Source organism: Streptomyces sp. NPDC058198, assembly GCF_042882605.1.
Lineage (GTDB): Bacteria > Actinomycetota > Actinomycetes > Streptomycetales > Streptomycetaceae > Streptomyces.
In genome coordinates this window covers 381,725-408,709 of the sequence record NZ_JBHVVP010000004.1, presented here as the reverse complement: position 1 = coordinate 408,709, position 26,985 = coordinate 381,725, and the positions used below count along the sequence as shown (strand labels likewise).

Below are 26,985 nucleotides of genomic sequence, written 5' to 3'. Positions count from 1 at the left end.
GGTGCGGCGAGCCGCCGCAGGTCACGCAACGCGGGGGTGCGGTGAGCCGCGCCTCGCCGTGGTCAGCAGCCCCCGTACGGCGAAGAGCGCCCCGGCCGCGACGATGCAGGCGGCGACCGACATGCCGAGCACACCGTTGAGCGGCAGCGCGATACCGACCGCGCCGCCCAGCACCCAGGCCATCTGGAGCAGGGTCTCGGAGCGGGCGAACGCGGACGTCCGCACCTCCTCCGGGACATCGCGCTGGATCACCGCGTCCAGGGACAGCTTCGACAGCGCCTGCGACAGACCCGCGACCGCGCACACCACGGCCATCAGCGCGCCGCCGAAGAACAGCGCCGCCAGGACCGCCGCGCTGAGGGCGAGGCCCAGCATTGTGGCGATGATCAGTTCAGGACCGCGGGCCTTGAGCCAGGCGCCGACCGCGGTGCCCAGGGCGTTGCCGGCTCCGGCCGCGACGCCCACGATGCCGAGAGAGACCGCCGCGCTGTAGCCGGAGAGCGGGTGCTCGCGCAGCAGGAAGGCGAGGAAGAAGATCAGGAAGCCGGAGAGGGCGCGGTGCGCCGCGTTGGCCTGCAGACCGTGGAGGACCGACGGGCCGACCGTACGCAGACTCGGCCGCTTCTCGCCGTGCGTGGCCAGCCGGGCCTTGTGCTCACCCTTCGCCGAGTCCACCTTGGGCGGCAGCGTGAAGGCCAGCACCGTACCGGCGAGGAAGATCACGCAGGCGCCGTAGAGCGGCCACTGAGGGCCGATCTGGTGGAGCCCGGCACCGATCGGCGCGGCCACTCCGGTGGCCAGCAGCCCGGCCAGCGTGACCCGGGAGTTGGCTCGTACGAGCGAGAACCGGGGCGGCAGCAGACGGGGTACGACCGCGCTGCGGACGACTCCGTACGCCTTGGACGCGACGAGCACCCCCAGCGCCGCCGGGTAGAGCTCCAGGCCGCCGGTGACCACTAACGTCGATATAACGATGGCGAGTACCGCGCGGGTGAGCATGGCGGCCGCCATCGCGGCGCGGCGGCCGTGCGGAATACGGTCGAGGAGCGGGCCGATCACCGGGGCGAGCAGGGCGAAGGGGGCCAGGGTGATGGCGAGATAGAGCGCGACGCGGCCGCGTGCCTCGTCGGTCGGCACGGAGAAGAACACGGTCGAGGCGAGGGCGACGGTGATCATGACATCGCCCGCGCCGTTCACGGCGTGCAGCTCGATCAGCTTGCCGAGCCCGGATTCCCCCGCGCCGTGCGCGTGGGTGGCCTTGCGGATGCCCTTCGCGGTGCCGGTGAACGGAAGCCGCAGGGCATGGCCGATCGCCCGCGCCGTCCTGCGGAGCGGGCCGGCTGCGTCGTTGGACGACCTTGCGGCTGCCACTCCGTCATAGTGCCCCAAGGGGCCGTGGTGCGAACCGATTCCGGGCATGACGGGGCCGTGACGGCGCCATGTCGGACGAGCCGGGACGTGTCACCGGTGGGACAGGAGGTGTTCACCGAAAGCGTTCACGCGGGCCTTCGTGCCAGCTTTCGGGCGGGTCTTCTTACGGGTCTTCGTGCGAGTCTTCGTGCGGGTCTTCGTGCGGGTCTTCGGGCCGGTGTTCTCGGCGGTCCCGAAATTCTCTTGCGCGGGTTCTGACCGCGCCCCTGACCGCTGTTTACAGGGTTACGGCCTTGTTGCGGTGTGGCCCGAAGTACGGGAAAGGCGGCGTGCAGGTGGGCGGGGGGCGGCAGAGGAGGTAGCGTGCGTAGCGCGCCACCGGCGGTTGTTCTCGGCCGCGCGCCTCTTTGTCATCCCGCAGAATGGATGACGGTAGGTGTGCCCGAGGAGAGATCGGGCGTGGACGTCGATGCGGCCCTCAGGTCCGCTCCGCCCTCGGCTCGTACATCGCGATTCGGCCGGCGCACCCGTGAGACGGCGTAGGAGAGAAGCGAGACCTGTGAGTGCAGCGACGACGCGAAGCCGAACCCCCGACCGTCTGTGCGCCGAGGCGGTAGACCTCGCCCGGTCGGCTGCCGAGGAGGCGGCCGCGCCAGGAATCGTCGGGGAACATGTCTCGGCGGTGGCGGACGGGGACAGGGTCGTCACCCATTTCTTCGAGTGCGAGGACGCGGGCTACCGCGGCTGGCGCTGGGCGGTGACGGTCGCGCGGGCATCCCGCGCCAAGGTCGTCACGCTGGACGAAACGGTGCTGCTGCCGGGCCCCGGCTCACTGCTCGCCCCCGAATGGGTGCCGTGGAGCGAGCGGCTCAGGCCGGGCGACATGGGCCCGGGAGATCTGCTGCCGACGGAGGCGGAGGATCTGCGGCTGGAGCCCGGTTACACGGGCGAGGACGCCCCGCCGCCGAACTCGGTCGTGATGGACGGGGCGGTGCCGGACACGGCGGTGACCCCGCAGACCCTCGCGGATCTCGTCGAGGCGGAGGACGCGGGTCCGACGGCGGAGGCGGAGCCCGGGGACCGTACGGCGGGCGCCGTACCGGCACGCGGCACGATCGCTTCGGTCGCGGAGGAGCTCGGCATGCGCCGGGCGCGGGTGCTGTCGCGGTACGGACTGCACGTGGCGGCCGACCGTTGGGACGAGGCATTCGGCCCGAAGACCCCCATGGCGCAGGCGGCCCCGGCGCCGTGCGTGTCCTGCGGCTTCCTGCTGCCGCTGGCGGGCTCGCTGAGACAGGCCTTCGGTGTCTGCGCGAACGAGTTCTCCCCGGCGGACGGCCGGGTCGTCTCCCTGGCGTACGGCTGCGGCGGCCACTCGGAGGCGGCGGTCATGCCGAAGCCCCTGCGCCCGGCGCCGCCGGTCCTGGACTCGCTGGCCACGGACGCCTTCTCGCTGCGCCCGTCGCCCGACAGCGGCTCGGTGCCGCCGGAGGCGGACGGGGAGTCGGAGGACCTGGGCCACTCCTGAGGCGGGAGCGGCTCGAAGGCGGGCCGGTCGGTGGGGCCGACGGTGCCATGGCCGATCGGACCGCGCGTCTGACCGGTCGGCCGATGTGCCGGTACGGGGCGCGCACCTAGCGTCGGTCGCGGAACAGCCCACCGCACCCCGAGGGGAACCGCCCGATGGAAAACCGACCTCCCGTCACGGAGCGCACCGGCGCCGCACATCTCAGCGCCGAGGCAACGGAGTTCGCGCCCGACGTCATGGACCTCCTCGGCGAGACGCTGCTCCGCGCGCTCAAGCACGCGTCCCCGAAGGTGGGCACCGAGGACCTCCTGGCCGCACTGGTCATGGGTGACTCGGCAGCCGGCGCGGCCATCGCCCCCGGCATGCGGCGGGCCGGCGCACTGAGCGGAGTGATCTCCGGCCGGGCGGGGCGCGGATGGGTGAGCGACGACAGCGATGACAGCGACAGCGACGACGGCACGTCGGCCGTAGCCGCTGATGAGCACGAGCACGAGGTCGCCGCCGCCTGGCGCCTGGCGCAGTGGCGCACCGCACAGCGCTCCCCCCGGCCGGTCACTGAGGGCGACCAGCAGTGGCCCGAGCTGTCAGGGGCGCTGCGTGCCTGCCTGCTCCATGCCCTCCGGCTCGCCCGTGGTGAGGCATCGCCCGGTGTCCGCTGCCGGCATGTGGCCCGCGCCCTGCTGGACTTCCCCGACAGCAGGGCGAGGGAAGCGTTCACGCTGAGGCGGCTGGACCTGGCCGCCGCGTACGCCGCGCTGGACACGCTGGACACGGAGGCCGCGGCCACTGCGGGGACCGACGAGCCGGAATCCGCGGCCGTCACCCTCCTGCTCCGGGCCGGGGTGCTGGAGGACCGGGGCAACTGGCTGGCGCGCGCCCTGACGTCGTGGATGACCTGGAGCACCGGCGACGGTACGCCCGTCCTGTTCGCGGTGTCCGCGGAGTCCTCACGCCAGGCCGTACGGTGCGGACGGAGTGCGGCGGAACCGGTGGATCTGCTGCTGGCCGTCCTGGCTCTGGACCGGGCGCTGTCCCTCGCCGGACGGTCGCTGCCCGAGGAGCGGGCAGCCGTCAACGAGGCCGCAGGGCTGCTGCGTACGCACGGGGTACGGCCCGCTTCGCTCGCCCTGTCGGCCGTCGCCGCCGACCCGCTCCCCGTATCCGGTGAGGTGCCGCTCTCCGCCGAGGCCGAGCGGACCCTGGCCGTGGCACGGCTCAGCGCTGCCGAGCACCGCGCCACCACGGTCGGAACGGTGCACCTCGTGGCCGCGCTCCTCGACGACGCCGAGGGACCGGTCGCCCAGCGGCTGCGGGCGCAGGGTGTGGACCTGGCCGCGCTGAAGACGGGCCTGAGCCTCCGACTGAGCGCGTGAGGGGCCGGGCGCTGTACGGGAGCTGTACGGGAACGAGGGGTGAGGGCGGGGATGACAGTGGGGCGGGCGCCCGAACGTGCGCGGTGGGTCCGGGCACGGGCGAGGCGCGGGACGGCGGATGCCGCGAGGGGCGGGATGGCGGATACCGCGCGGGACGGAATGGTGCACGCCGCGAGGCGCGGGATAGCGCACGCCGCGCGGTCGGTGCGGCGCGCGGTCGCGGAAGACTGGGCCGCGTTGCGCCGCGCCCCGCGCCGTACCGTCGCCACCGAGGCACTGGCCGGTGCGCTGACGGCGGCCCTCGGACTGGTCCCCCTGCTGCTGGTGCACCCCGACCGGCCGGTACTGGCCGTGGTGGAGGCGCTGTACGCGGCGTTCCTGATGCCCCTGCGGCGCCACCGGCCGGTCCTGGCGGTGCTGGGCACCGGGCCACTGCTCGTGGGCCCCAACGTATGGACGCTGGCGGTGGTGCCGCTGATCGTGGCGGCTGCCACCCGCCGGATCGCTCCGCCGCGCCGCGCGTGGCACGCCGTGGGGGCGGCCTGCGCGGTGATCGTGGTGCTGACGGCGGTCGGCAGCCTAATCCGGCCCGGCGCCTGGCTGGAGGAGCTGGCCGGGAACGGTCTCTCCGCGGTTCTCCTGGTGCTGCTCCCCGCGCTCGCCGGGATACTGCTGGGGCGGCGCCGGCCGCTGGTCAGTCTGCTGCGCGAACGCAACGCCTATCTGGAACAGGCCCGTTCACTGACCGCCGCCGCCGCGCGGATGGAGGAACGCACCCGCATCGCCGGCGAGATGCACGATCTCCTCGGCCACCGGCTGAGCCTGATATCGGTGCACGCCGGGGCGCTGGAACTGGCCGCCGCGCGTCAGGCCCCGCCGCTGGCCGGACGGGCCGAGCTGCTGCGCACCACCGCCGGGACTGCGATGGAGGAACTGCGCGAGATCCTGGGCGTGTTGCGGCGCGAGGACGCGGAGCCCGAGTCCGAGGGGCATCGGGGCACCCGCGAGGACATCACCGCTCTGGTGGCGGAGTCCCGGCAGGCGGGGGTCACCGTCGAGCTCGACTGGTCGGTCCCCGACACCGCTGATCCGAGCGCGCCCACCCGCCACTCGACCCACCGCGTGGTCCGCGAGGGACTGACGAACGTGCTCAAGCACGCGTCGGGGGCGCCCACGCGGGTGGAGGTCAGGGGCACCCACCGCGAGATCGAAGTCTCCGTCACCAACGAGGCGCCGCGCGAGAGACATCACCCGCAGGCCGGAAACCGCAGCGGGCTGGCCGGCCTGGAGGAGCGCATCGCACTGCTCGGGGGTTCTTTCACGGCGGGCCCCCTGCCGGACGGCGGGTTTCGCCTGATCGCCGTCCTGCCGGCCCGTCCGAACGGAATCACCCTGGCCGTACCCCCGCCGGCCACGGGCGAGGCGGCCGCAGGCGGCCCCGGGGCCCCGTGGGGCGGCGGAGCCCCGTGGGGCGGCGGGGCTTCGTGGGGCGGCGCCGCACCCGCAGGGGCCCGCGCCCCCCTGTCGGGCGAGGTCCTCACCTGGCCACGGGTGCTGGGCGCGGGCTGCGCGTCCGCGCTCGTGATCCTGCCCACCGTGACCTTCCTGATCGTGCTCCTCACGACGGCCGCTCTACGATGAACCGGTGATACGAGTCCTCATAGCCGACGACGAGGCGCTGATGCGCGCCGGCATCCGGCTGATCCTGGAGAACGCCGAGGACATCGAGGTGGTGGCCGAGGCGGGTGACGGCCATGAAGCCGTCGCGGCCTGCCGCGACCGGACCATCGACGTGGCGCTGCTCGACATCCAGATGCCGGGCGGGGACGGGATCGCCGCCGCCGAGGACATCGCCCGTGTCTCGCCCTCGACTTACGTGGTGATGCTCACGGCGTTCGGCGAGGAGCAGAGCGTGACGCGGGCCCTGCGGGTCGGCGCGAGCGGCTTCCTGCTCAAGGACACCAACCCCGTCGAGCTGATCCACTCGGTGCGGCTCGCCGCCGGCGGCAAGCCGGTGCTGGCGCCCCGGATCACCCGGCGGCTGATGGAACAGCATGTACGGTCCGCCCACGACACCCAGGCCGCCCTGCGCAGGATCGAGGACCTGACCGCCGCCGAGCGCGGCATCCTGCGGTTGCTGGGGACCGGCCTGTCCAACGCCGAGATCGCCGATCAGCTGTATCTGAGCGCGAGCACGGTCAAGGCGCACATCAGCCGGATCCTGACGCGCACGGGCTGCGTCAACCGCGTACAGGCCGCGGTCCTGGCGCACGACGCGGACCTGCTCGCCGACCGCTGACCCCTGGGCCGGGTGACGACCCCCGGGCGCGCGCCCCGAGCCGCCCGCCCGGAACCCCGCCTTGACGCTCGCCCGGCGGGCGCGACACTCGAAGAGACCGCCCGCGAACGGCACCCCGGGGCACCGTCCCGTCTCACCCGGCCGGTGCGGGGCGAGGGCGGCCGCCCGGGCGCGGTACCTTCGGGCCCGCACGTAGTAGAGGCAGGCGGACAGAGCGGAGTCACAGCGTGAGCGTCAGGACGACCGAGGGGGCCGACCCGTTCGGAACGGCGCGGCTGCGGCGCGGGGTGCTCGACGCGTGGGGCGCCAGTCCCGCGCGGTTCCGGGAGGACGCCAACGCCGAGGAGGATCTCGCGCTCGGCGGCTATCGCGACCGGCTCGTGATCGAGCTGGCGCAGAACGCCGCCGATGCCGCCGCCCGCGCCGGGGTGCCCGGCCGGCTCAGGCTGACCCTGCGGCCGGGGACCGCCGACAGCCCCGCCGTGCTGGTGGCGGCCAATACCGGCGCGCCCCTCGACGCGACCGGCGTCGAGTCCCTCAGCACCCTCCGTGCCTCCGCCAAGCGCGAGGGGCACGAGGCCGCCGTCGGGCGGTTCGGCGTCGGGTTCGCCGCCGTCCTGGCCGTCAGCGACGAGCCCGCCGTCATCGGCCGGCACGGCGGAGTCCGCTGGTCCCTCACCGAAGCCCGCGAGCTGGCCCGGCAGACCTCCCAGGCCAGCCCCGGCCTCGGGGACGAGCTGCGCCGCCGCGACGGGCACGTACCGCTGCTGCGGCTGCCGCTGCCCGCCGAGGGCACGGCCCCCGACGGGTACGACACCGTCGTCATCCTGCCGCTGCGCGACGGCACCGCGGCCGACCTGGTCGAGCGGCTCCTCACCGGGATCGACGACGCCCTGCTGCTGACCCTCGCCGGGCTCGCCGAGATCGCGGTCGAAACCGCTGACGGGGAACGGGTGTTGCGCCGGTCCCAGGACGGTCCGTACGTCCATGTCGACGACAGCGCGGGCGGCGGCGACATCCACCGCTGGCGCGTGGTCAGCCACAACGGCCCCACCGCGCCCGCGCTGCTCGAAGGACGGCCCGTCGAGGAGCGGCTGCGCCCCCACTGGTCCGTCACCTGGGCCGTGCCCGTGGACAGCGAGGGCGCCCCGGCCCGGCCCCGTACCGCACCCGTCGTGCACGCTCCGACGCCCACCGACGAGCCCCTCGGTGTGCCCGCGCTGCTGATCGCCTCGCTGCCGCTGGACACCACCCGGCGCCATCCCGCGCCGGGACCGCTCACCGACTTCCTCGTCGGGAAGGCCGCCGACGCGTACGCCGAGCTGCTCGGCGGCTGGGAGCCCGTCTCCACCGGCACCATCGATCTCGTCCCTGGACCGCTCGGCAAGGGCGAGCTGGACGGCCGGCTGCGGGCCGCGATCCTCGAGCGGCTGCCGCGGGTCGCCTTCCTCGCCCCGGCCGCGCCGAGCGAGGAGCTGACCGCGCTGCGGCCCTTCGAGGCGGAGGTCGTGGAGGGCGCGGGCGCCGACACCGTACAGGTCCTGGCCGAGGTGCTGCCGACCCTGCTGCCCGCCGGGTTCGAGCGGCGCACGGAGCTGCGCACGCTGGGCGTCGGCCGGCTCCCGCTCGGTGAGGCCATCGAGCGGATCGCGGGCGCCGAGCGGCCGCCCGCGTGGTGGCGACGGCTGTACGAGTCCCTCGCGGGTGTCGACCCGGACCGGCTGTCAGGACTGCCGGTGCCGCTGGCCAACGGGCGTACGACGATCGGCCCGCGCCAGGTCCTGCTGCCCCTGCCCGACACGGGCACGGACACGGACGGGGGAGGGGCGCCCGCCGACCTCGCCAGGCTCGGTCTGAAGGTCGCGCACCCCGACGCAGCCCACCCCCTGCTGGAGAAGCTGGGCGCGCTGCCCGCCACGCCGCGCGCTGTCCTGACGACCCCTCAGGTGCGCGCGGCGGTCGCCGCCTCGCTGGACTCCGGCGAGGTGTGGGACGAGGACGACACGACGCCGGACGCCGAGGAGCTGGCCGAGACCGTCCTGCGGCTCGTACGGGACGCGGGCCTGGAAGCGGGCGACGAGCCGTGGCTGGCGGCGCTCGCCCTGACCGACGAGGACGGTGAACTGGCGCCCGCCGGTGAACTCGTCCTGCCCGGCAGCGCGTTCGCCGCCGTGATGCGCGAGGACGAACTCGCCCTCTGCGACGCAGAACTGGCCGAGCGCTGGGGCGAGCAGCCGCTCGCCGCCTGCGGGGTGCTGGCCGGCTTCGCGCTCGTACGCGCCACGGACGTCGTCCTCGACCCCGACGAACTGGAGCCCCGCGACGGGGACTTCGCCGAGCCCGACGACGCCGGGCTGCTGGACGCCGTCGACGTGTGGTGCGAAGACGTCCTCGACCGGCTGCCCGACACGCCGGTGCCGCCGGTCGCCACGGAGATCGTGGCCGTACGGGACCTGGACCTGGTGGACGACGACGCGTGGCCGCAGGCGCTGGCGCTGCTGGCCCGTCCGCCGCTGCGGGACGCGCTGATCCAGCCCGTGCGGATCCTGCTGCCGGACGGCACGACGGAGACCGTGCGCTCGTACACCGCGTGGTGGCTGCGCGATCATCCGGTGCTCGACGGGCGGCGCCCGGCCGGGCTGCGGTCCGCGGGCGGCGACCCGATGCTGGCGGGGCTGTACGACTCCGTGGACGCGACGGGCTTCGACGATGTGCAGGTGCTGCGGGCGCTGGGCGTACGGACCTCGGTCGCCGCGCTGCTCGACGAGCCCGGCGGCGCGGCCGAACTGCTCGGCCGGCTGGCCGAACCGGAGCGGCCGGTCAGCGCGGAGCAACTCCACGCGCTCTACACCGCGCTCGCCGACCTCGACCCGGACCAGGTGACCCTGCCGGACGAGCTGCGTGCGGTCGTCGACGGAGAGGTGCGGGTCGTGGACGCGGCGGACGCCGTGATCGCGGACGCGCCCGATCTGCTGCCGCTGGCCGCCGAGTTGCCGCTGCTGCCGGTGTCACCGGCGCGGGCGGCCGAGCTGGCGGAGCTGCTCCAGGTACGCCGGCTGAGCGAGACGGTCGTCGCGGACGTGACCTCGGCCGGCGAGGAACACACGGTCCCGGACTCCGTCCACGTACTGCTGGGGGCGGGCACGCCCGAGACGTACGTCGAGCACGAGGAACTCCTCGCGGGCGGCGTCGAACTGGACTGGCGCCGTACGCCGGACGGCGTCGTGCACGCGGCGACGCTGGAGGGTGTCGCGGCGGGCCTGGCCTGGTCGGCGGGGCAGTGGCCACGGCGCTTCGAGGTGGCGGCGCTGCTGGAAGATCCTTCACGGACAGCGGAGTTGGCGCGGGACCGCTGGTTCGACTGACGGGCCGCCTCAAACTCTTCTTCGCCAAGAATTCATCTTTCTGTACAACCTTTCACGTGCGTCCCAGGTCTGGTCCGTGGGTCAACAGACCCGCAGACCAGACTTGGGGAACACATGCGTATTCGTGCCACCGTTGCCGCTGTCTCCGGCGCCTTGGCCCTGTCCGCCCTCGCCGTCCCGGCGTCGCAGGCCGCTCAGTCCCACGAGGACCTCCCGGCCGTCCCGTCCTACGGCTTCTCGGCGCCGGAGCGCGCCGCCGCGCCGAAGGCGAAGGGCCTCGCCGCCGCGAAGGCGGCCGTGGCTCCGGTCATCAGCAAGGTCGTCGTGAACGGCGGCAAGCCCATCGTCGTCGGCACCACCGACACCAAGAAGGTGTCGATCGCGATCACCGCGTCCCACAGCTCGGGGATCGCCGACGCCGCCACGCTCCTCTGGTTCAACAAGGACAGCGAGACCTACTACGGCTTCGGCCAGAACGAGGACGCCGCCAGCTGCAAGGCGGCCAGCGCCACCACCTCGACCTGCACGCTCAGCGTCACGGTCGACCCGTGGTACCTGATCAACGACAACGCCACGTGGTGGAACGTCGGCGCCATCGTGCTGTCCAACGATGGCGAGGTCGTCCAGAACGACTACGCCACCAAGATCAGGTTCCAGCGGTACTCCAAGCTGACCGTCAACGCCGCGCCGGAGCCGGTGAAGAAGGGCGGCACCATCACGGTCACCGGCAAGCTGTCCCGGGCCAACTGGGAGACCAGCACCTACAAGGGCTACGCGACGCAGTCGGTGAAGCTCCAGTTCCGTAAGAAGAACAGCGACACCTACACCACCGTCAAGACGGTGACCGGCTCCAGCACCGGCGAGCTGAAGACCACCATGAAGGCGGTGGAGGACGGCTACTGGCGCTGGAACTTCGCCGGTACGGTCTCGACCCCCGCGGTCAACGCCACCGGTGACTTCGTCGACGTGAAGTAGCCCCGCGCGAAGTAGTCCCGCGCTGAGCAGTCCCGCGCGGGAGCAGTTCCGCGTACGGCGGTTCTACGGGCTTTCTTCCGGAGCGGCTTGTGCCCGCTTCGGAAGGAAGCCCTTCGCGTTCGCCGGGAAGTGGCGCCCGACCCACCGCCAGCAGAACTCCACCGCCACCGACGCCACCACCGCGACACCCACCGCCGTCCACGGCATCGTCGCGCCCACCAGCCGCAGGGCGAAGAAGTGCTGGAGCGACGGCACGGCCAGGACCACCAGGAACGCCAGCGCCATCGCCACGACCAGGACGTACCGCCACCAGGTGTACGGGCGGGCGACGATCGCCAGCACCCACATGGAGACCAGGAACAGCGTGAGTGTGGCCGCGCTGGTCTCGGCGGTCAGGGCGTCCGCACCGACGTAGTAGCTTCTGGCCAGCATGTACGTGACGAAGGTGGCGATGCCGGCGATGATGCCCGACGGAATCGAGTAACGCATCACCCGGCGCACGAAGTTCGGCTGCGCCCGCTCCCTGTTCGGGGCCAGCGCCAGGAAGAACGCCGGGATGCCGATCGTCAGCGTCGACAGCAGCGTCAGATGCCGCGGCAGGAACGGATACTCCACCTGGAAGCAGGCCACCAGGATCGCCAGCAGCACCGAGTAGACCGTCTTCGTCAGGAAGAGCGTCGCCACGCGCGTGATGTTGCCGATGACCCGGCGGCCCTCCGCCACCACCGAAGGCAGCGTCGCGAAGCTGTTGTTGAGCAGCACGATCTGCGCGACGGCCCGGGTCGCCTCCGAGCCCGAGCCCATCGAGACGCCGATGTCCGCGTCCTTCAGCGCCAGTACGTCATTGACGCCGTCCCCGGTCATCGCGACCGTGTGCCCGCGCGACTGCAGCGCGCCGACCATGTCGCGCTTCTGCTGCGGGGTGACGCGGCCGAAGACCGTGGCGGACTCCAGCACCTCGGCCATCTTCTCCCGCTCGGCGGGGAGTTCGCGGGCATCGACCGTGTGCTCCGCGCCGGCCAGGCCGAGCTTGTTGGCCACCGCGCCGACGGAGACCGCGTTGTCGCCGGAGATGACCTTGGCGGCGACGTCCTGCCGGGCGAAGTACGCGAGGGTGTCGGCGGCGTCGGGCCGCAGCCGCTGCTCCAGGACGACGAGCGCGGTCGCCCGCGCCCCGGCTGCCGCGTCCGGGTCGTCCAGGTCACGGGTGACGCGGGCGAGGAGCAGCACCCGCAGGCCCTGCTCGTTGAGGTGGTCGATCTCCTTGAGCGCGGGATCGCCGGCGGGCAGCAGGACATCGGGCGCCCCCAGCAGCCAGCGTGACTCGTCGGCGGCGCCGGGTTCGACGAAGGCGGCGCCGCTGTACTTCCGTACGGAGGAGAAGGGCAGCGCCCCCGTGACCCGCCAGTCCTCGCGGTCGCCGCCGTAGGCGTCGATGACCGCCCGGAGGCTGGCGTTCGGACGCGGGTCGGACGCCCCGACCGCGCCGAGGACCTTCCGTACGTATGTCTCGTCCGCGCCGCCCAGCGGCCGCAGCTCGCGGACGTCCATCCCGCCCTCGGTGAGCGTGCCCGTCTTGTCGAGACAGACGACATCGACGCGCGCGAGGCCCTCGATGGCGGGCAGCTCCTGCACCAGGCAGTGCTGACGGGCGAGCCGGATGACGCCGATCGCGAAGGCGATGGACGTCAGCAGCACCAGGCCCTCGGGGATCATCGGGACGATGCCGCCGATGGTCCTGGCGAGCGAGTTCTTGAAGTCGCTCTGCTTGACGACGAGCTGGCTGATGATCAGCCCGATCGCGGTCGGGATCATCATCCACGTCACGTACTTGAGGATCGTGCTGATGCCGTTGCGCAGCTCGGAGTCGACGAGCGTGAAGCGGGACGCCTCCTCGGCGAGCTGCGCCGCGTACGCCTCGCGGCCGACCTTGGTGGCTTGGAACGCGCCGCCGCCCACGACCACGAAGCTGCCGGACATCACGGGGTCGCCGGGCCGCTTCAGGACGGGATCGGCCTCGCCGGTGAGCAGCGACTCGTCGATTTCGAGTCTCTCGGCCTCGGTCAGCTCGCCGTCGACGACGACCTTGTCACCGGGGCCCAGCTCGATCACGTCCCCGAGGACGATCTCGGTGGTGGAGATCTCGGCGGCGACGCCGTCGCGCCGTACGGTCGGCTTGGCCTCGCCGATGACCGCGAGGCCGTCGAGGGTCCGCTTGGCGCGCATCTCCTGGACGATGCCGATCCCGGTGTTGGCGATGATCACGAAGCCGAACAGGGTGTCCTGGATCGGCGCGACGAAGAACGTGATCGCCCAGAGCACGCCGATGATCGCGTTGAAGCGGGTGAAGACATTGGCGCGGACGATCTCCGCGGTGGAGCGGCTGCTGCGGACAGGGACGTCGTTGACCTCGCCCCGGGCGACATGTTCCGCGACCTCCGCGGTGGTCAGACCGGAGTGGCGGGCCGATCGCGGGAGCTTCATGGGGTGGACGGGGTCGAGCTCCGTGCCCGCGTCGATGGTGGGGCCGTGAGAGCCGCGGCCGTGCGGTTCGGGACCGCCGAGGCCGTCGGTGTCGGACTTCGCCCGCTGAGTCATGGTTCCGACGGTACGGCCGGTCCGACGCCTTCACCCGCCGACCGCACCGAAGTTCAGACCCTGGGACGAGAGGGGGTGCTCCGCTAGGCCCTGTCCGGTCGGCGCGGGGGCGCGGCCCCTACTGGTGACCCGGATCCGTCTCGTTCGCCGTGGCGGCGGCGCGCTTGAGCGCCGCGTCCCGTCCCCGTACGTACCAGATGCCGATGAGACCGAGCCCGGCTCCGGCCAGACAGGTCCAGATCCACCAGGTGTGTCCGTGGTCGCTGAACCAGCCGTAGAACGGGAGCTGTACGAGGAAGAGGACGAACCAGATGACGGTGCCGCCCACGATGGTGCCGACGACCGGCCCCTCCAGGGGCTCGGGCGCCTCACGCCGCGGAGATCCGGTCGATCCCGCTGATCCCGTCGAAGAACCGCTCATGGCGTCAGTCTATGCGGGGGGCCGGGCGGGGCCGCCGGGGCGCCGGGATACCGGTCGCCGCCTGCGGCGTCGGCGGCTGGACGCTCATTACCCGTTCGGCGGCATGGTCCCTTTCCGGTGCGGTCCCACTCATATGGGTGATCTCCGGACGGGCGACTCGCGGGGTGCGCGCGGCTGGTATTTAGATTGGGTAATGAGTTATGCTAACGAACATGCCTGACCTACCCCACGGCGACGAGAACGACGCCGCCGTGAACGCACTTCGCTCCGCCGTCATGCGGCTGGGCCGGCGACTGAAGCACCAACGTGTCGATGAATCGCTGAGCCCCACCGAGATGTCGGTGCTGGGCACCCTTGCCCGCTGCGGTTCAGCCACCCCGGGCGAGCTGGCCCGCAAGGAGCACGTCCAGCCGCCGTCGATGACCCGCATCGTGGCGCTGCTCGAAGCGAAGGGTCTCGTCAGGCTCGAGCCGCACCCCGATGACCGTCGGCAGAAGGTGGTCAGCCAGACCGAGCGAGCCGAGGCGATGCTCGAAGAGAGCCGCCGCAAGCGCAATGTCTGGCTGGCGACCCTCGCCGAGGGCCTGGACGATGACGAGTGGGCGAAGCTGCGCGCTGCCGCCCCCGTACTGGAAAAGCTCGCTCACCTGTAATCCGCGCGCTGTAAGGAGGCGAACCCACTTTGAGTACGGGATCCGGAGCAGACTCCGCCCCCGCACCGATATCCACCCACGACAGCACCATCAGCGCCACCAGTGGCGGGACGTTCTCGTCGCTGAAGATCCGTAACTACCGACTGTTCGCGACGGGCGCCGTCGTCTCCAACGTCGGTACGTGGATGTCCCGGGTCACCCAGGACTGGCTGGTGCTCAGCCTCACCGGTTCGTCAGCGGCCGTCGGGATCACGACGGCTCTCCAGTTCCTGCCGATGCTGCTCTTCGGCCTGTACGGCGGCGTCATAGCCGACCGCTATCCGAAGCGGCAGCTGCTGCTCTTCACCCAGACGGCGATGGGCCTGTGCGGGCTCTCCCTCGCCGTCCTCACGCTCTCCGGAAACGTCCAGGTCTGGCACGTCTATCTGATCGCCTTCCTGCTCGGCATGGTGACCGTCGTCGACAACCCGACGCGCCAGGCCTTCGTCTCCGAAATGGTCGGTCCCGACCAGCTGCGCAACGCCGTCAGCCTCAACTCGGCCAACTTCCAGTCCGCCCGGCTCGTCGGCCCCGCCGTCGCGGGCGTACTGATCACCACGGTCGGCAGCGGCTGGGCCTTCATGCTGAACGGCCTGTCGTTCCTGGCGCCGCTCATCGGCCTGCTCCTGATGCGCCCGCACGAGCTGCACAAGTCCATCCGCGTACCGCGTGGAAAGGGCCAGCTCAGAGAGGGCCTGCGGTATGTGCGCGGCCGGCCCGAGCTGATCTGGCCGATCGTCCTCGTCGGCTTCATCGGCACCTTCGGCTTCAACTTCCCGATCTGGCTGACGGCCTTCGCGAACGAGGTCTACAAGGGCGGGGCGGGGCTGTACGCCTTCTTCAACATCCTGATGGCGGCGGGCTCCCTGGCCGGCGCCCTGCTCGCCGCCCGCCGCCGCTCCTCGCGCCTGCGGCTGCTCGTCCTCGCGGCGATGGGCTTCGGTCTCCTGGAGATCGCGGTGTCCTTCTCGCCGTCCGTCTGGCTGTTCTCGCTGCTGCTCCTGCCGATCGGCATGATCGGCCTGACCACCAACATCAGCGCGAATACGAGCGTGCAGATGGCGGCCGACCCGAAGATGCGGGGCCGGGTGATGAGCCTCTACATGATGGTCTTCGTCGGCGGCACCCCCGTGGGCGGCCCGCTCCTCGGCTGGGTCACCGACACCTACGGCGCCCGCGTCGGCTTCGCCACGGGCGGCGCGGTCTCCCTGCTCGCGGCCGCCACGATCGGCCTGATCCTGACCCGGGTGGTCGGCGTGCGCCTCAAGATCGACCTGCGCGGCGGACGCCCGCACATGGAGTTCGTCCCGAAGGAGCAACTGACCACAGCCGCGTAACGCGCCCGGCGGCCCGGCCCGGCAACCCCGGCCCGGGCCACCGGCGTATACGCGGCCCGGCCGCGCGCACGCGGCGACCGGGTCACGCCCCGGATCGCGGGGCGGCTGGGAGACTCGTCGGTATGAGACTGTTCGCCGCCGTGCTGCCGCCCGCCGATGCCGTTGCGGAACTTTCCCGTGCCGTGAGTGGGCTGCGGGAGCTTCCGGGGGCCGATGGGCTGCGGTGGACCGGGGGGGACGGCTGGCACTTCACGCTCGCCTTCATGGGGCACGTCGAGAACCGGCTGCTGCCCGAGCTGACCGAGCGGCTGGAGCGGGCCGCGCACCGTACCGAGCCGTTCTCCCTGCGCGTCCACGGCGGCGGGCACTTCGGCGACCGCGCGCTGTGGGCCGGCGTGGCCGGCGGGATCGACGAGATGCGGCTCCTCGCGGAACGAGCCGACGCCGCCGCGCGCCGGGCCGGAGTGCCGATGGACGAGCACCGCCGCTACCACCCGCACCTCACGCTCGCGCGCAGCCGCGCGGACAGCGATCTGCGCCCGTACGTCGAGGCACTGGACGGCTTCGAGGGGACGCCCTGGGAGGTGGCCGAGTTGGTGCTCGTCCGCAGCAATCTGCCGGTGAGCGGGGTGCCGGGGGAGCGGCCGCGGTACGAAGCCGTCGTACGCTGCCCGCTCGGCAAGGCCCGTTCGGGGAACCCGGACGACGGGCCCGCCGCCCCCGGCCGTTAACCTCGACCTGTGGATCCCAAAACCCGGAACCGGATCATGGCCGGTGTGCTTGTGCTGATGTTCGCGATCATCGCGGTGGCGGCCGCGGTCGGCTAGGCCCTGCCACCGGGCAGGGCCCAGGTCCTGCCCGGACAATATGTGCTGTCCGGACAGGACCTGTTCGCCGACCCCGGCCGCCGGCCGGGAACTACCAGGCGAAGGCCTCCGGCGAAGGACCAGGGCCCGGGAAGATCTCGTCCAGCGAGGACAACAGCTCCTCCGACAGCTCGACGTCGACCGCCCGTACGGCCGACTCCAGCTGTTCGATGGTCCGCGGGCCGACGATCGGGCCCGTCACCCCGGGACGGGTGAGCAGCCAGGCCAGAGCCGCCTCGCCCGGGTCGATGCCGTGCTTGTCGAGCAGGTCCTCGTACGACTGGATCTGCGCCCGGATCGTCGTATTGGCGAGCCCGCTCCCGGACCGGCCGTCGCTCGTGCGCGACCCGCCGCCCTCGCGCTCCTTGCGGATCGCGCCACCCAGCAGACCGCCGTTCAGCGGCGACCAGGGGATGACGCCGAGCCCGTACTCCTGCGCGGCCGGGATGATCTCCATCTCGGCGCGGCGCTCGGCGAGGTTGTACAGGCACTGCTCGCTGACCAGGCCGTACGAGCCGAGGCGGCGGGCGGTCTCATTGGTCTGGGCGATCTTCCAGCCGGGGAAGTTGGACGATCCGGCGTAGAGGATCTTGCCCTGCTGGATCAGGGTGTCGATGGCCTGCCAGATCTCCTCGACCGGGGTGGCGCGGTCGATGTGGTGGAACTGGTAGAGATCGATGTGGTCCGTCTGCAGCCGCTTGAGGCTGGCGTCGACCGCGCGGCGGATGTTGAGGGCCGACAGCTTGTCGTGGTTGGGCCACGCGTCGCCGTCCGCGGCCATGTTCCCGTACACCTTGGTGGCGAGGACGACCTTGTCGCGGCGGTCGCCGCCCTTGGCGAACCAGGTGCCGAGGATCTCCTCCGTACGGCCCTTGTTCTCGCCCCAGCCGTAGACGTTGGCGGTGTCGAAGAAATTGATGCCCTCGCCGAGCGCGGCGTCCATGATGGTGTGACTGTCGACCTCGTTGGTGAGAGGTCCGAAGTTCATCGTCCCGAGGACGAGTCGGCTTACCTTGAGTCCGGTGCGTCCGAGCTGCGTGTACTTCATGAGCCCCAAGCCAACGCGTTCGAGCGCACTCAAGGCAAGCCCGGGTCCGCCTTGTGGGCGCGCGTCTCGTGGCCGTCAGTCTTGTGGCCGTCAGTCATGTGGCGGCCGATCTTGTGTGGTTGTCGGTGCACAAGGGGCCACTATTGGACACAAAACGGACGTCTACTGTGGTTTCCGGCCAAGTTGCCCAGATGGGGCGCTATGACCCCGCTCTGTGATCGTACGGTTCCTCTGTGTGACGGGATGTATCGGCATCCCGCGCCTACAGGAGGTTCGCTTTGCGTACTCGACGTACTTTCGCCGCTACGGCCGCAGCACTCGCCCTCGCGGCGGCGGGGCTTCTCAGCGGCGCGTCGTCTGCTTCGGCCGACGACACCGCCTCCGCGGCGTCCTTGGGGAACGGTTCGGCGTCAGCCAAGGCCTCGTCCTCGTCCGCGTCGCTGACCCTGCCCTCGGCTCCGGCTCCGGCTCCGGCTCCGGCCTTGGCTCCTTCCGCGTCCTCGCCTTCGCTGTCGACCTCGCCGTCGACCTCGACCTCGGCGCTGCCCCTGGCCGTACCCGCGAACGCCGGGAACTTCACCTGTGACCCGGTCAGGAGAGTGACGGGCACCGCCGGACACCGAGGGGCTTCCGTCGCGTGCCGCGGTGGCGCGTTCACGGGGTGGATCGACTGCCAGAAGGGCAACCTGATCTACCGGCACTACGGCAACCGGGCCGTCTCCGGGGGCGTGTCGACCACCTGGTGCGATCTGAACGGCGCCGTTACCGCCGCGGGTGTCATCACGGATTGATGGCGGGCTGAGGATGGCGGGCTGAGGCGAGGGCGCGGTCAGCCGGCGCGAGCGGCGGTGACGGTCGGCGGACCGTCAGCGCGCGAAGCCGACCCGCGAACTCAACACCCGGCGAACTCACTGGCCGGCGAACTCACCGCCCGGCGAACGCATCGAGCGCGGCACGTACTTCGCGGCGCTCGGTGCGGCTGCCCTTGTGCCCCGCGTCCTCGACGATGACCAGCCGGGCGTCCGGCCAGGCGCGTGCCAGCTCCCAGGCGGTGCCCAGCACGGCGGCCACATCGAACCGGCCGTGAACCAGCACGCCCGGGATCCCCTCCAGCCGCCCCGCGTCGCGCAACAGCGCGCCCTCCGCCAGCCAGGCGCCGTGCGAGAAGTAGTGCGCGCAGATCCGGACCAGGGCCTGCCGGGCGGCCGGCGGCCGGTCGCTGTACGGAGCGGGTGAGCCGTTCGGCTCCTGGGAGAGTACGGCGTCCTCCCAGGCGCACCAGTCGGCCGTGGCCCGTTCCCGTACCGCGGGATCGTGACTCTCCGTCAGCCGGGCGTAGGCCGCCACGAGATCGCCGTCGCGCTCGCCCTCAGGGACGCCCGCGCGGAACCGTTCCCACTCCTCGGGGAAGAGCCGCCCCGCGCCCTTGTACAGCCAGTCGATCTCCGAGCGCCGGGTGGTCGTGACCCCGGCGATGACGATCTCCGAGACGCGCTCCGGATGGCTCTCGGCGTACGCGAGGATCAGCGTCGACCCCCAGGACCCGCCGTACAGCAGCCAGCGCTCGATGCCCAGATGCGTCCGCAACCGCTCCATGTCGGCGATCAGATGACGGGTGGTGTTGTGGCGCATGTCGGCGGCGGGGTCGCTGGCGTGCGGGGTGCTGCGTCCGCAGTTGCGCTGGTCGAAGAGGACGACGCGGTAGCGCTCGGGATCGAAGAACTGCCGCGCGCGCGGCGTGCATCCGGACCCGGGGCCGCCGTGTACGACGAGCGCGGGCTTGCCCCGCGGATTGCCGCAGATCTCCCAGTGGACGAGATTGCCGTCCCCGACGTCGAGCATGCCCTGCTCGTACGGCTCGATGGGCGGGTACAGCGGGTCGTCGTCGGCCATGGCGGGGGCTCCCTGGGGGTGGCGCGGGCGGGTGGAGGGTCGGCGCCGACCCTACCGATACAACAGCGCTGTTACATTGTGTTTTATGACCTCTGGTTCTGCGGCCTGCGAGGGGCCGGTCTCGGGTGGTGCGGTCTCGGACGATGCGTCCGCGGGTGGTGCGGCCTTGGGCGGGCATGGCCCTGAGCTGCTCGGGACGCGGTTGCGGCATCTTCTCGACCGCCTCGATGCCGATGTCGCGGCCGGCTACACCGAACTCGGTCTGGACGGTTTCCGCCCCCGCTACACCCCCGTCGTCCGTGCCCTGGCCGCCGCGCCGGGACCGTGTTCCATCCGCGATCTGGCGCTGGCGACCGGAGTGACGCACTCCGCGGCGAGCCAGACCGTCGCGCGGATGGCCAAGGCCGGCCTGGTCGCCCTGACCGCGGGCGAGGACGCGCGCCACCGCATGGTCCGGCTGACCCCCGGGGCGGAGGAACTGCTGCCCGCGCTGGACGCCGAATGGACGGCGACGGCGGCCGCGGCGACAGCGTTCGAGGCGGAGCTGCCGTACTCGCTGAGCCGCCTGATCGGCGAGGCGCTGGAAGCCCTGGACCGGCGGTCGATGCGACAGCGGATCGCCGACCAGGCCGGGGGTGGGGGCGCCTGACCGGCGATGCGCCGTGGTCGCTGTGGCGTCGCGTACGCGGCTTACGGTACGAGGACGAGCCTGCCGCGTACTCCGCCTTCCGCCAGCCGGGTGTGCGCCTTGGCCGCCTCGGCCAGCGGATAGGTCTCCGCGACGCGCGTCGTCAGGACCTTCGCGTCGACCAACGCCACTAGTTCGGCGAGCCGTTCGCCGTCGGCGCGCACCCCCACCGTCGCGACCCGGACGGAGCGCACGGACTCCGGGGTGGTCCCCGGGATGACACCCACGTGGGCACCGCCGTCGCGTACGTACTCCATGGCCGTCGCGCCGAGCACCGCCGCGTCGAGCACGGCGTCCACGCTGTGCGGCTCGACATGACCGCCGCGCGGTACGAAGCGGTCGGCGCCGAGCGACCGTACGAGCCGCTCGTCGTCGGGACCGGCGAGCGCGGTGACGGTGACGCCCGCGCGGCGGGCGAGCTGGACGGCGAACCCGCCGACCGCCCCCGCCGCGCCGGTGATCAGCAGAGTGTCCCCGGCGTTCAGGGCCAGCAGGTCCAGGGCCTGCGCGGCGGTGAGGGCGTTGAGTGGCACGGTCGACGCGTGCACCGTATCGACGGTGGCCGGCGCGTTCGCGACGGCCGAGGCGTCCAGCACCACGTAGTCGGCGTGGGCCTTGAGCGCGGCGGGGCCGTACGACATCCCGACGACGGCGGTGCCGGGGGCGACATCCGTCCCCGGTCCCGCCGCGTCGACGGTCCCTGCCACGTCCCAGCCGAGACCCAGCTGCCCCTGCTCGGTCAGCGGCGCGAGGAATCCGGCGCGGTACGCCGCGTCCACCGGATTGACCGCCGCGGCGGCCACCTTGATCCGCACCTGGCCGGGGCCCGGCTCGGGCGTCGCGGTCTCGACGAGTTCGAGGACCTCGGGGCCACCGAAGGACTTGATCACTACAGCACGCATGGCGGCTCTCCTGGGGGTGAGTGGCAGTTCGAAGATGGGACGGGCGATTCCCGCTGCAACAAACCTAGGAAGAGTTACTCTCTTTTCGTAAGTACGTACCTGAAGGTGCGTTCGGTACCCCGAGGTAGGACCACCCGGAGGCGGGACAGGACATGGCGACGAAGACGGCGGCTGAGCGCCGCGACGAGGCCCGTCTCGCGTACGACGCCTTTCTCAAGGAATGCCCGACGCACCAACTGCTCGCCTGCGTCAGCGACAAGTGGGTCAGCCTGATCGTCTGCGCCCTCGGCCCCGGCCCGATGCGCTACAGCGATCTGGGCCGGAAGATCCCGGGTGTGAGCCAGAAGATGCTCACGCAGTCGCTGCGCTCCCTGGAACGCGACGGCATCGTCACCCGCACGGTCACCCCGTCGGTCCCGGTGCGGGTCGACTACGAACTGACCGGCCTGGGAAGCAGCTTGGGCACGCTGCTGGCGGGGGTGAAGGACTGGGCGGAAACGCACTTCGACCAGGTCAACGAGGCGAGGGAACGGTACGACGAGGAGACGACGGCGGCGTAGCGTGCGGTCGTCTGGGGTTGTTGTCTGCGGGTCGGGACCGAGGGGTACCCGGGGCGGGCCGGGTCGTTTGATGTCGGGTGGGGCCGCCCCTTTCTGTTTGAGTGGCGCGGTTGCGGGCCGGGCATCAAGGGCGCTCCTCCGTCGCGTCGGCTACGCCGATTCCGCTGCGCTCCACCCTTGACTCCCGTCCCTCCACCGCAAGTGACTCTTTGAGGGGGCGGCCGGAGTAGGTCGAACACCCTGGGACCTGCTCGGGTGCGGACCGTTTCCGCAGGTCACAAAGGGTTTGACATGTCCGCAGGCACGCTTGAACGCCCGGCCCGGAACTCACTGCCCGAACGGGGTTGTAAGCCCGTGTGGTCCCCATCGTGTCCGGACCGGCCCGAGCCGGCGAGGACTTGTCCGGCGGATCCTCGTTCCAGGACTCAGCCGATGAGAAGCCTGGCAGCCTGAGCGATTCAGCCTCTCCCGTCCGTGGCTGCGACTCGCAGCCACGGACTCATGCTGCTCCGGAGGATCAGCGGGTTGAACTGATCCTGTTCCGCATATCCGTGGTGTAGCGGTCGCCGTTGGGGGACACCGCGACAGCGGAACTGAGCGTATTGAACGCTTCACCGCTGGGAACGAAGACCCTTGTGCCAAGAGCCCCGGTTGCGTCGAACAGGTCGCAGTTGGAGCCCCGGTTGCAGTACACCGAGTCGGCGGCGTCGCCGACACCATAGGCATGCAGGTTGGTCACGAGAATGGGGAGAACCACCACCCTGGCATCCCCGGCGGCGTTGAAGTTCGGGAGGTCGTACAGGCACAGCGAGCCGGACGGGCAGGCATCCGTGCCCTGCGAGACCTTCACCTGAATGGGCGGAAGGCCGTCCGAGTCCGCGTACACGGGCGCGCTGGCAGTGGAGAGCGCGACGGTAAGACCCAGTGCGAGGGCCACTTTTTTAAGCATGCACGTGTAACGAGTGGTTGTCCGCAGGGTCACTGACTGCCACCTACGCCTTAGGGCGACGCACGCCTGCTGACCCAGCGGCTAGAGGTGCGCCGTAACCAATCGGCAGAGATCCCCGGTTCGAGTCCGGGGGGCGGGCACGCCAGGAACAGCGCCGGATGCGCATAGCGGTCGGGGTGATGTGTCTCAGCAGTGCCTTACTTCGGGGGCATCTGCCACGGGTGGACGCACGTTACAAGCTCGGGGTGGAAGAGGGTGCCCGGCCCGCACTTGAAGTCGAAGCGCGTGAATGAACCGTCAAAGTCAACACAACGGTAGAACTTGGACTGATCGGTTGGGTCGGGGAAGAAGCCCTCTTGAGTGCAAGCCAGAGGCTCTTCGGCGGCCTGCGCCGGGGCTGAGTATGCGAGACCAGCAAGGGTGAGCAGCACGGCGGCTGTAATACGACGTGTACGGATCATGCCCTGCCAACGATCTTCGCGGCCTCGGGGATGCGGGGCGAGACCTGCGATTTCAGGTCGCTCGCGCAGACAGGCCAGAACGACGACCAGGGGGTGAGCACGCGGTGTGTTGACTGCACCGAACCTGCGACTCACCGGGGCCGCTGCGAGGGTCACCACCAGGTCTACGAACGGCGTGCTTCGGTACGTGCTCGGCGGGTCCGCCGTGCGGTGCTGGTCCGGGTGTTCTCGGGGGCCGCTCGGCTCCGTGCTCCGGTCGGTGCCCGTGGTGGTGCCCGCTGCGCACGGTGCGGGTCGCTTGCCCTCGCCGGCTCGGTTGACGTGGACCACGTGCGGCCCCTCGCCCGTGGTGGCGAGGACACAGACCAGAACGTTCAAGTCCTGTGCCATGAATGCCACTTGGCCAAGACAGTGAACGACTTCTGCTAGCGCAACCCGAGCCATGTTCCGACCACGCCGAGTCCGGTACCAAGCAACGTGACAAGCCATGGCGGTACCCGCTGGACTACCAAATGCACTGGGCCACAACGGAGGAGGAGGCTTGCCGCCTCAGCCGGATTTCCACCGCGCATGCGGCCCGCCCCTGCCCGCCGGGCCGGGATGTGGTGGGCGCGCAGGCGGGGGTGAGAGCGACGGGTCGACATGATGTCCCGTATATCGCTATTTGCACCAGTCTATCCGGCGTCAGGCCCCGCGGTGTCTGGTGTGGAGGTGGCCGGGCTTGGGGAACGGGGGGTACGGCAGGAGGGTCTTCTCGTAGGTGTAGCCGGTCTTTTCGGCGACTCGGCAGGAGGCGGGGTTGTCGATCTGGTGCAGCAGGCGCAGGTGGTCGAGGTCGGCGTCGGCGAAGGTGCTGAAGGCCCATACGGTGAGTGCTTCCAGGGCGCGCGGGGCGATGCCGCGGCCTCGGGCGGTGGCTGCGGTCCAGTAGCCGACATCGGCGCTCGGGCCGGTGGGGTCGGTGGGGGCGTTCCGCTTGATGACTACGTTGGCCACCAGCCGGTCCTGCTCAAGGACGGCGAAGCTCAGCCGGTCGCCGGTGGCCCAGCCCTGGGACTGGATCTCCAGCCACCGGACGGCGTCCTCGTGGTTCGCCACCGGGATGCGTGTCCACCGGTGCATCACGGGGTCGCGGTAGACCTCGATCAGCGGCGCGATGTCCCGTTCCTCCCAGGGGCGCAGGAGCAGGGCGGGGGCGGATGCCGTGGCGGCCACGTGGACGGCGGTCGCGTGTGTCATGGGCCGGCCAGCCAGCCGGCCGCGTCCAGGCCGAAGGAGTCCGGTGGGGTGACCGCGCGCAGGTCGGACTCCATGGCCCGCAGGCGGTCCGCGCCGAGCGCCGTGGCCCACTCGCCGCGCAGCCGGTCGAAGATCGCGGCCGAGCGGGCGAGGGCGTCGAGTCCTCGTGGGGTGAGCCGGACCAGTTTGCGGCGGGCGTCGGTGGGGTCGTCGGTGCGTGCCGCGTAGCCGAGGGACTCCAGGCGGTCGACCGTCTTGCCGGCGGCCTGTTTGGAGACGCCCAGGCGGCGGCCGATGGTGACGGCCGTGGCGCCTTCGAGCCCGATGGCCTGTAGGGCGAAGCCATGCGCCGGGCGGACGTCCGGGTGCCCCTGGCGGGCCAGTTCGGCGTGCAGCTGGTCGATGAGGGACCGGAATCCGGCGAAGAGGAGCAGGGGCAGCTCGTAACCGGGCGCGTCCCGGCCTTCGCCGGCCCTCGGCGGCTCAGTCATTGCAGAACTCGACAACCTGGTTTACCTTTTTATCGTCAACCATGTTGTCCATCGTAGCGAGGAGAGCGACTCGCATGCCTCCGTCTTCCCCCTTCCCCGACCACACCTTTCCCGACCACACCCTGGACTCCGCCCCCGCCGACTCCCGCCGCGCCATGGAGGCCACCACCCGCCACCTGGGATATCTGCCGTCCGCCGTCGCGCGCCTTGCCGCCTCGCCGCAGCTGCTCGACGGCTTTCAGAAGCTCACCGGCCTGTTCGAGGCCACCACGCTCGATCCGGTGGCGCGCGAAGTGATCGTCATGGTCGTCGTCGTGCGCAACGAATGCCACCTCTGTGTTGCCATGCATACGGGGAAACTCGTGGCCCTCGGCGCCGACGAGGAGCTGATCGCCGCCCTGCGCGAGCAGCGGCCGTTGGCGGACGAACGGCTCGAAGCCGTACGGCAGTTCACCCTCGCCGTGCTCGCCACCGCCGGTGGTGTCGACGACCGGACGCTCGGCGCCTTCCTGGCCCACGGCTATACGGAGCGGAACGCCCTGGAAGTCGTCCTCGGGATCGGTACGTACACGTTGTCGACCCTCGCCAACCGGCTCACCCGGGCTCCGATCGACCCCCAGATCGCCCGAGCGGCGGCCCCCGCCGGCTGACCGCGTCCCGGCCTGCCGGGCGCCCGGTACGCCCGGTGGACCGGACCCACGGGCCGTGGGGGTGATGGGGTGGCAGGCTGGGGGCATGCGTTCGCTTCCGCCCCACCCCGGCCTGCGTCTTTCCGGTTCCGCTGCCGCTGCCGCCACCGCCGCTGTTGCCCTTGCCGCCGCCGGGCTGCTGGCCTCGGCCGCCCCGGCGACCGCGGGCGCGGCCCCGGCCCCGGCCGCCTCCGTGGCCGCCGACGACGGTTCACCCGACCGGAGCTTCACGATCAAGGATCCGCGGATCACCGAGTCGAGCGGGCTGGCCGCCAGCCGCGCCCACCCCGGCATCTACTGGACGCACAACGACAGCGACGACGGGCCGTACGTCTACGCCGTGGACTCCAGGACCGGCAAGACCGTCGCGACGATCTCCCTGCGGGGGATAGGTGAACCCAGGGATGTGGAGGGCATCTCCGTAGGCTCGGACGGCAATGTGTATGTCGGCGACATCGGCGACAACCTGGGTGGCAGCTGGGACCACGTGTGGATCTACCGCTTCCCCGAGCCCGAGCAGCTCAAGGACGCGACCGTACGCGCGACACAGTTCACGGTGCAGTACGCGGACGGGCCGCGTAACGCCGAGGCGCTGATGGTCCACCCCACGACCGGGCGGGTCTACATCGCCTCGAAGGTCGAGGGCGGCGGCGGGCTGTACGAGGGCCCGGCCACGCTCACGTCGTCCGGCACGAATGTCTTCCGGCGGATTGGCGAGGTGCCGTGGGTGACGGACGGGGCGTTCTCGCCGGACGGCAAGGAACTGGTGCTGCGCTCGTACTTCAGCGCCCGCGCCTATGTGTGGAAGGACGGCCGGCTGGGCGCGGACCACGCGGTGCGCGCACCGTTCCAGGGGCAGGCCGAGTCGGTGACGTACACGGCGGACGGCAAGGCGCTGATGTTCGGCTCGGAGGGCAAGGAGAGCGGGGTGGTACGGGTGGACCTGGACAAGGACTCTGGCGGTAACTTGCCCTCCGGGAATGGAAGTTCCTCGTCCGGCGGCAGCGGCAGCAGCGACGGCGGCGGTCCGCAGGGGAACGCCACGCTGGGGGCGGTCGTCCTCGCGGGCGTGGCCGCGCTCGTCTTCGGCGTCAAGCGACTGCGCCGGAAGGACTGAGGCCGACGCGACGGGCCCGAGGCCGACGCAGCGGGCCCCGGCGCGGTGTGCGCCAGGGCCCGGAAGCGTCAACCTGAAGGTGCCAGATCAAGAACAAGCGCCAGATCAGGAACAAGCGCCTGA

Annotated in this window: 26 protein-coding genes; 15 read left to right on the top strand and 11 right to left on the bottom strand. The window is 71.5% G+C overall.

Annotated elements, in window-relative coordinates; all coding sequences use genetic code 11:
• Positions 1-21: 21 nt before the first annotated feature.
• On the bottom strand, positions 22-1,419 hold the full coding sequence (locus ACFVWW_RS17915) for an MFS transporter (protein WP_386878619.1): 1,398 nt from the start codon (positions 1,417-1,419) through the stop codon (positions 22-24).
• Positions 1,420-1,930: 511 nt separating this feature from the next.
• Here ACFVWW_RS17915 and ACFVWW_RS17910 point away from each other — a divergent pair.
• From ACFVWW_RS17910 to ACFVWW_RS17885, 6 genes are all read left to right on the top strand, one after another.
• The gene (locus tag ACFVWW_RS17910) at positions 1,931-2,899 is read left to right on the top strand and encodes a DUF3027 domain-containing protein (RefSeq protein WP_384332072.1); all 969 of its coding nucleotides are present in this window, start codon (positions 1,931-1,933) and stop codon (positions 2,897-2,899) included.
• A 155-nt stretch (positions 2,900-3,054) separates the two neighbouring features.
• Positions 3,055-4,272, top strand: a complete 1,218-nt coding sequence (locus ACFVWW_RS17905; protein ID WP_386878620.1) for a Clp protease N-terminal domain-containing protein — start codon at positions 3,055-3,057, stop codon at positions 4,270-4,272.
• A 135-nt stretch (positions 4,273-4,407) separates the two neighbouring features.
• Positions 4,408-5,913 carry a sensor histidine kinase gene (locus ACFVWW_RS17900; protein ID WP_386878621.1) on the top strand — a complete coding sequence of 502 codons (1,506 nt, stop codon included), beginning with the start codon at positions 4,408-4,410 and terminating at the stop codon, positions 5,911-5,913.
• A gap of 4 nt (positions 5,914-5,917) precedes the next feature.
• Positions 5,918-6,571, top strand: a complete 654-nt coding sequence (locus tag ACFVWW_RS17895) for a response regulator (protein ID WP_386878622.1) — start codon at positions 5,918-5,920, stop codon at positions 6,569-6,571.
• 227 nt (positions 6,572-6,798) lie between these two features.
• Complete coding sequence (locus ACFVWW_RS17890; protein WP_386878623.1) at positions 6,799-9,936, top strand: sacsin N-terminal ATP-binding-like domain-containing protein; 3,138 nt, start codon at positions 6,799-6,801, stop codon at positions 9,934-9,936.
• Between the two features lie 114 nt (positions 9,937-10,050).
• On the top strand, positions 10,051-10,911 hold the full coding sequence (locus ACFVWW_RS17885) for a DUF5707 domain-containing protein (protein WP_386878624.1): 861 nt from the start codon (positions 10,051-10,053) through the stop codon (positions 10,909-10,911).
• Positions 10,912-10,974: 63 nt separating this feature from the next.
• Here ACFVWW_RS17885 and ACFVWW_RS17880 read toward each other — a convergent pair whose 3' ends face one another.
• Positions 10,975-13,509, bottom strand: coding sequence for an HAD-IC family P-type ATPase (locus ACFVWW_RS17880; RefSeq protein WP_386878625.1), 2,535 nt, complete (start codon positions 13,507-13,509; stop codon positions 10,975-10,977).
• A 118-nt stretch (positions 13,510-13,627) separates the two neighbouring features.
• On the bottom strand, positions 13,628-13,930 hold the full coding sequence (locus tag ACFVWW_RS17875; protein WP_386878626.1) for a DUF2530 domain-containing protein: 303 nt from the start codon (positions 13,928-13,930) through the stop codon (positions 13,628-13,630).
• A 212-nt stretch (positions 13,931-14,142) separates the two neighbouring features.
• Here ACFVWW_RS17875 and ACFVWW_RS17870 point away from each other — a divergent pair, with 212 nt between their 5' ends.
• From ACFVWW_RS17870 to thpR, 3 genes are all read left to right on the top strand, one after another.
• Positions 14,143-14,583 carry a MarR family winged helix-turn-helix transcriptional regulator gene (locus ACFVWW_RS17870; RefSeq protein ID WP_384178793.1) on the top strand — a complete coding sequence of 147 codons (441 nt, stop codon included), beginning with the start codon at positions 14,143-14,145 and terminating at the stop codon, positions 14,581-14,583.
• A gap of 29 nt (positions 14,584-14,612) precedes the next feature.
• Positions 14,613-15,959: an MFS transporter gene (locus tag ACFVWW_RS17865; protein ID WP_384178795.1), complete on the top strand. Its 1,347-nt coding sequence runs from the start codon at positions 14,613-14,615 to the stop codon at positions 15,957-15,959.
• Positions 15,960-16,081: 122 nt separating this feature from the next.
• A complete protein-coding gene (thpR, locus tag ACFVWW_RS17860) occupies positions 16,082-16,690 on the top strand; it encodes an RNA 2',3'-cyclic phosphodiesterase (RefSeq protein WP_386878627.1) in 609 nt (202 codons plus the stop codon).
• A 187-nt stretch (positions 16,691-16,877) separates the two neighbouring features.
• Here thpR and ACFVWW_RS17855 read toward each other — a convergent pair whose 3' ends face one another.
• Positions 16,878-17,873, bottom strand: a complete 996-nt coding sequence (locus ACFVWW_RS17855; protein ID WP_384178799.1) for an aldo/keto reductase — start codon at positions 17,871-17,873, stop codon at positions 16,878-16,880.
• 262 nt (positions 17,874-18,135) lie between these two features.
• Positions 18,136-18,483: a hypothetical protein gene (locus ACFVWW_RS17850; RefSeq protein WP_384178801.1), complete on the bottom strand. Its 348-nt coding sequence runs from the start codon at positions 18,481-18,483 to the stop codon at positions 18,136-18,138.
• Here ACFVWW_RS17850 and ACFVWW_RS17845 point away from each other — a divergent pair.
• Positions 18,473-18,664 (top strand): hypothetical protein, encoded by a 192-nt coding sequence (locus ACFVWW_RS17845; protein ID WP_384178803.1) that lies wholly within the window; start codon positions 18,473-18,475, stop codon positions 18,662-18,664. The two genes, ACFVWW_RS17850 and ACFVWW_RS17845, sit on opposite strands and share 11 nt — an antisense overlap.
• Before the next feature lie 133 nt (positions 18,665-18,797).
• Here the strand turns inward: ACFVWW_RS17845 and pip are convergent, their stop codons facing one another.
• Entirely contained in the window at positions 18,798-19,766 is a 969-nt protein-coding gene (gene pip, locus ACFVWW_RS17840) for a prolyl aminopeptidase (protein WP_386878628.1), read from the bottom strand.
• An 85-nt stretch (positions 19,767-19,851) separates the two neighbouring features.
• On the opposite strand from pip, the gene ACFVWW_RS17835 reads away from it, so the two are divergent.
• Complete coding sequence (locus ACFVWW_RS17835) at positions 19,852-20,415, top strand: MarR family winged helix-turn-helix transcriptional regulator (RefSeq protein ID WP_386878629.1); 564 nt, start codon at positions 19,852-19,854, stop codon at positions 20,413-20,415.
• Positions 20,416-20,456: 41 nt separating this feature from the next.
• Here the strand turns inward: ACFVWW_RS17835 and ACFVWW_RS17830 are convergent, their stop codons facing one another.
• Positions 20,457-21,356, bottom strand: a complete 900-nt coding sequence (locus tag ACFVWW_RS17830; protein WP_384178809.1) for an NADP-dependent oxidoreductase — start codon at positions 21,354-21,356, stop codon at positions 20,457-20,459.
• A 152-nt stretch (positions 21,357-21,508) separates the two neighbouring features.
• On the opposite strand from ACFVWW_RS17830, the gene ACFVWW_RS17825 reads away from it, so the two are divergent.
• On the top strand, positions 21,509-21,916 hold the full coding sequence (locus ACFVWW_RS17825) for a winged helix-turn-helix transcriptional regulator (RefSeq protein WP_386878630.1): 408 nt from the start codon (positions 21,509-21,511) through the stop codon (positions 21,914-21,916).
• A gap of 517 nt (positions 21,917-22,433) precedes the next feature.
• Here the strand turns inward: ACFVWW_RS17825 and ACFVWW_RS17820 are convergent.
• The gene (locus ACFVWW_RS17820; RefSeq protein ID WP_384178813.1) at positions 22,434-22,853 is read right to left on the bottom strand and encodes a hypothetical protein; all 420 of its coding nucleotides are present in this window, start codon (positions 22,851-22,853) and stop codon (positions 22,434-22,436) included.
• Positions 22,854-23,062: 209 nt separating this feature from the next.
• Positions 23,063-23,326: a chitin binding peritrophin-A domain-containing protein gene (locus ACFVWW_RS17815; RefSeq protein WP_384178815.1), complete on the bottom strand. Its 264-nt coding sequence runs from the start codon at positions 23,324-23,326 to the stop codon at positions 23,063-23,065.
• A 30-nt stretch (positions 23,327-23,356) separates the two neighbouring features.
• Between ACFVWW_RS17815 and ACFVWW_RS17810 the strand changes: the two genes are divergently transcribed.
• On the top strand, positions 23,357-23,755 hold the full coding sequence (locus ACFVWW_RS17810; protein WP_386878631.1) for an HNH endonuclease: 399 nt from the start codon (positions 23,357-23,359) through the stop codon (positions 23,753-23,755).
• Between the two features lie 255 nt (positions 23,756-24,010).
• Here the strand turns inward: ACFVWW_RS17810 and ACFVWW_RS17805 are convergent, their stop codons facing one another.
• Together ACFVWW_RS17805 and ACFVWW_RS17800 are read right to left on the bottom strand one after the other, a co-directional pair.
• The gene (locus ACFVWW_RS17805) at positions 24,011-24,565 is read right to left on the bottom strand and encodes a GNAT family N-acetyltransferase (protein WP_384332113.1); all 555 of its coding nucleotides are present in this window, start codon (positions 24,563-24,565) and stop codon (positions 24,011-24,013) included.
• On the bottom strand, positions 24,562-25,056 hold the full coding sequence (locus tag ACFVWW_RS17800; protein WP_386878632.1) for a MarR family winged helix-turn-helix transcriptional regulator: 495 nt from the start codon (positions 25,054-25,056) through the stop codon (positions 24,562-24,564). Before ACFVWW_RS17800 ends, ACFVWW_RS17805 begins: the two co-directional genes overlap by 4 nt.
• Before the next feature lie 74 nt (positions 25,057-25,130).
• On the opposite strand from ACFVWW_RS17800, the gene ACFVWW_RS17795 reads away from it, so the two are divergent.
• Both ACFVWW_RS17795 and ACFVWW_RS17790 read left to right on the top strand, forming a co-directional pair.
• Positions 25,131-25,706: a carboxymuconolactone decarboxylase family protein gene (locus tag ACFVWW_RS17795; protein ID WP_386878633.1), complete on the top strand. Its 576-nt coding sequence runs from the start codon at positions 25,131-25,133 to the stop codon at positions 25,704-25,706.
• Positions 25,707-25,791: 85 nt separating this feature from the next.
• A complete protein-coding gene (locus ACFVWW_RS17790; protein WP_386878634.1) occupies positions 25,792-26,862 on the top strand; it encodes a WD40 repeat domain-containing protein in 1,071 nt (356 codons plus the stop codon).
• Positions 26,863-26,985: the final 123 nt, after the last annotated feature.

What these genes read in the sequence shown, in the direction of transcription:
- ACFVWW_RS17915 (WP_386878619.1), bottom strand. Translation starts at nt 1,419, where the DNA reads ATGCCCGGAATCGGTTCGCACCACGGCCCCTTGGGGCACTATGACGGA.
- ACFVWW_RS17905 (WP_386878620.1), top strand. Translation starts at nt 3,055, where the DNA reads ATGGAAAACCGACCTCCCGTCACGGAGCGCACCGGCGCCGCACATCTC.
- ACFVWW_RS17900 (WP_386878621.1), top strand. Translation starts at nt 4,408, where the DNA reads ATGGCGGATACCGCGCGGGACGGAATGGTGCACGCCGCGAGGCGCGGG.
- ACFVWW_RS17885 (WP_386878624.1), top strand. Translation starts at nt 10,051, where the DNA reads ATGCGTATTCGTGCCACCGTTGCCGCTGTCTCCGGCGCCTTGGCCCTG.
- ACFVWW_RS17880 (WP_386878625.1), bottom strand. Translation starts at nt 13,509, where the DNA reads ATGACTCAGCGGGCGAAGTCCGACACCGACGGCCTCGGCGGTCCCGAA.
- ACFVWW_RS17875 (WP_386878626.1), bottom strand. Translation starts at nt 13,930, where the DNA reads ATGAGCGGTTCTTCGACGGGATCAGCGGGATCGACCGGATCTCCGCGG.
- ACFVWW_RS17870 (WP_384178793.1), top strand. Translation starts at nt 14,143, where the DNA reads ATGCCTGACCTACCCCACGGCGACGAGAACGACGCCGCCGTGAACGCA.
- thpR (WP_386878627.1), top strand. Translation starts at nt 16,082, where the DNA reads ATGAGACTGTTCGCCGCCGTGCTGCCGCCCGCCGATGCCGTTGCGGAA.
- ACFVWW_RS17855 (WP_384178799.1), bottom strand. Translation starts at nt 17,873, where the DNA reads ATGAAGTACACGCAGCTCGGACGCACCGGACTCAAGGTAAGCCGACTC.
- pip (WP_386878628.1), bottom strand. Translation starts at nt 19,766, where the DNA reads ATGGCCGACGACGACCCGCTGTACCCGCCCATCGAGCCGTACGAGCAG.
- ACFVWW_RS17835 (WP_386878629.1), top strand. Translation starts at nt 19,852, where the DNA reads ATGACCTCTGGTTCTGCGGCCTGCGAGGGGCCGGTCTCGGGTGGTGCG.
- ACFVWW_RS17830 (WP_384178809.1), bottom strand. Translation starts at nt 21,356, where the DNA reads ATGCGTGCTGTAGTGATCAAGTCCTTCGGTGGCCCCGAGGTCCTCGAA.
- ACFVWW_RS17825 (WP_386878630.1), top strand. Translation starts at nt 21,509, where the DNA reads ATGGCGACGAAGACGGCGGCTGAGCGCCGCGACGAGGCCCGTCTCGCG.
- ACFVWW_RS17815 (WP_384178815.1), bottom strand. Translation starts at nt 23,326, where the DNA reads ATGATCCGTACACGTCGTATTACAGCCGCCGTGCTGCTCACCCTTGCT.
- ACFVWW_RS17810 (WP_386878631.1), top strand. Translation starts at nt 23,357, where the DNA reads ATGCGGGGCGAGACCTGCGATTTCAGGTCGCTCGCGCAGACAGGCCAG.
- ACFVWW_RS17805 (WP_384332113.1), bottom strand. Translation starts at nt 24,565, where the DNA reads ATGACACACGCGACCGCCGTCCACGTGGCCGCCACGGCATCCGCCCCC.
- ACFVWW_RS17800 (WP_386878632.1), bottom strand. Translation starts at nt 25,056, where the DNA reads ATGACTGAGCCGCCGAGGGCCGGCGAAGGCCGGGACGCGCCCGGTTAC.
- ACFVWW_RS17795 (WP_386878633.1), top strand. Translation starts at nt 25,131, where the DNA reads ATGCCTCCGTCTTCCCCCTTCCCCGACCACACCTTTCCCGACCACACC.
- ACFVWW_RS17790 (WP_386878634.1), top strand. Translation starts at nt 25,792, where the DNA reads ATGCGTTCGCTTCCGCCCCACCCCGGCCTGCGTCTTTCCGGTTCCGCT.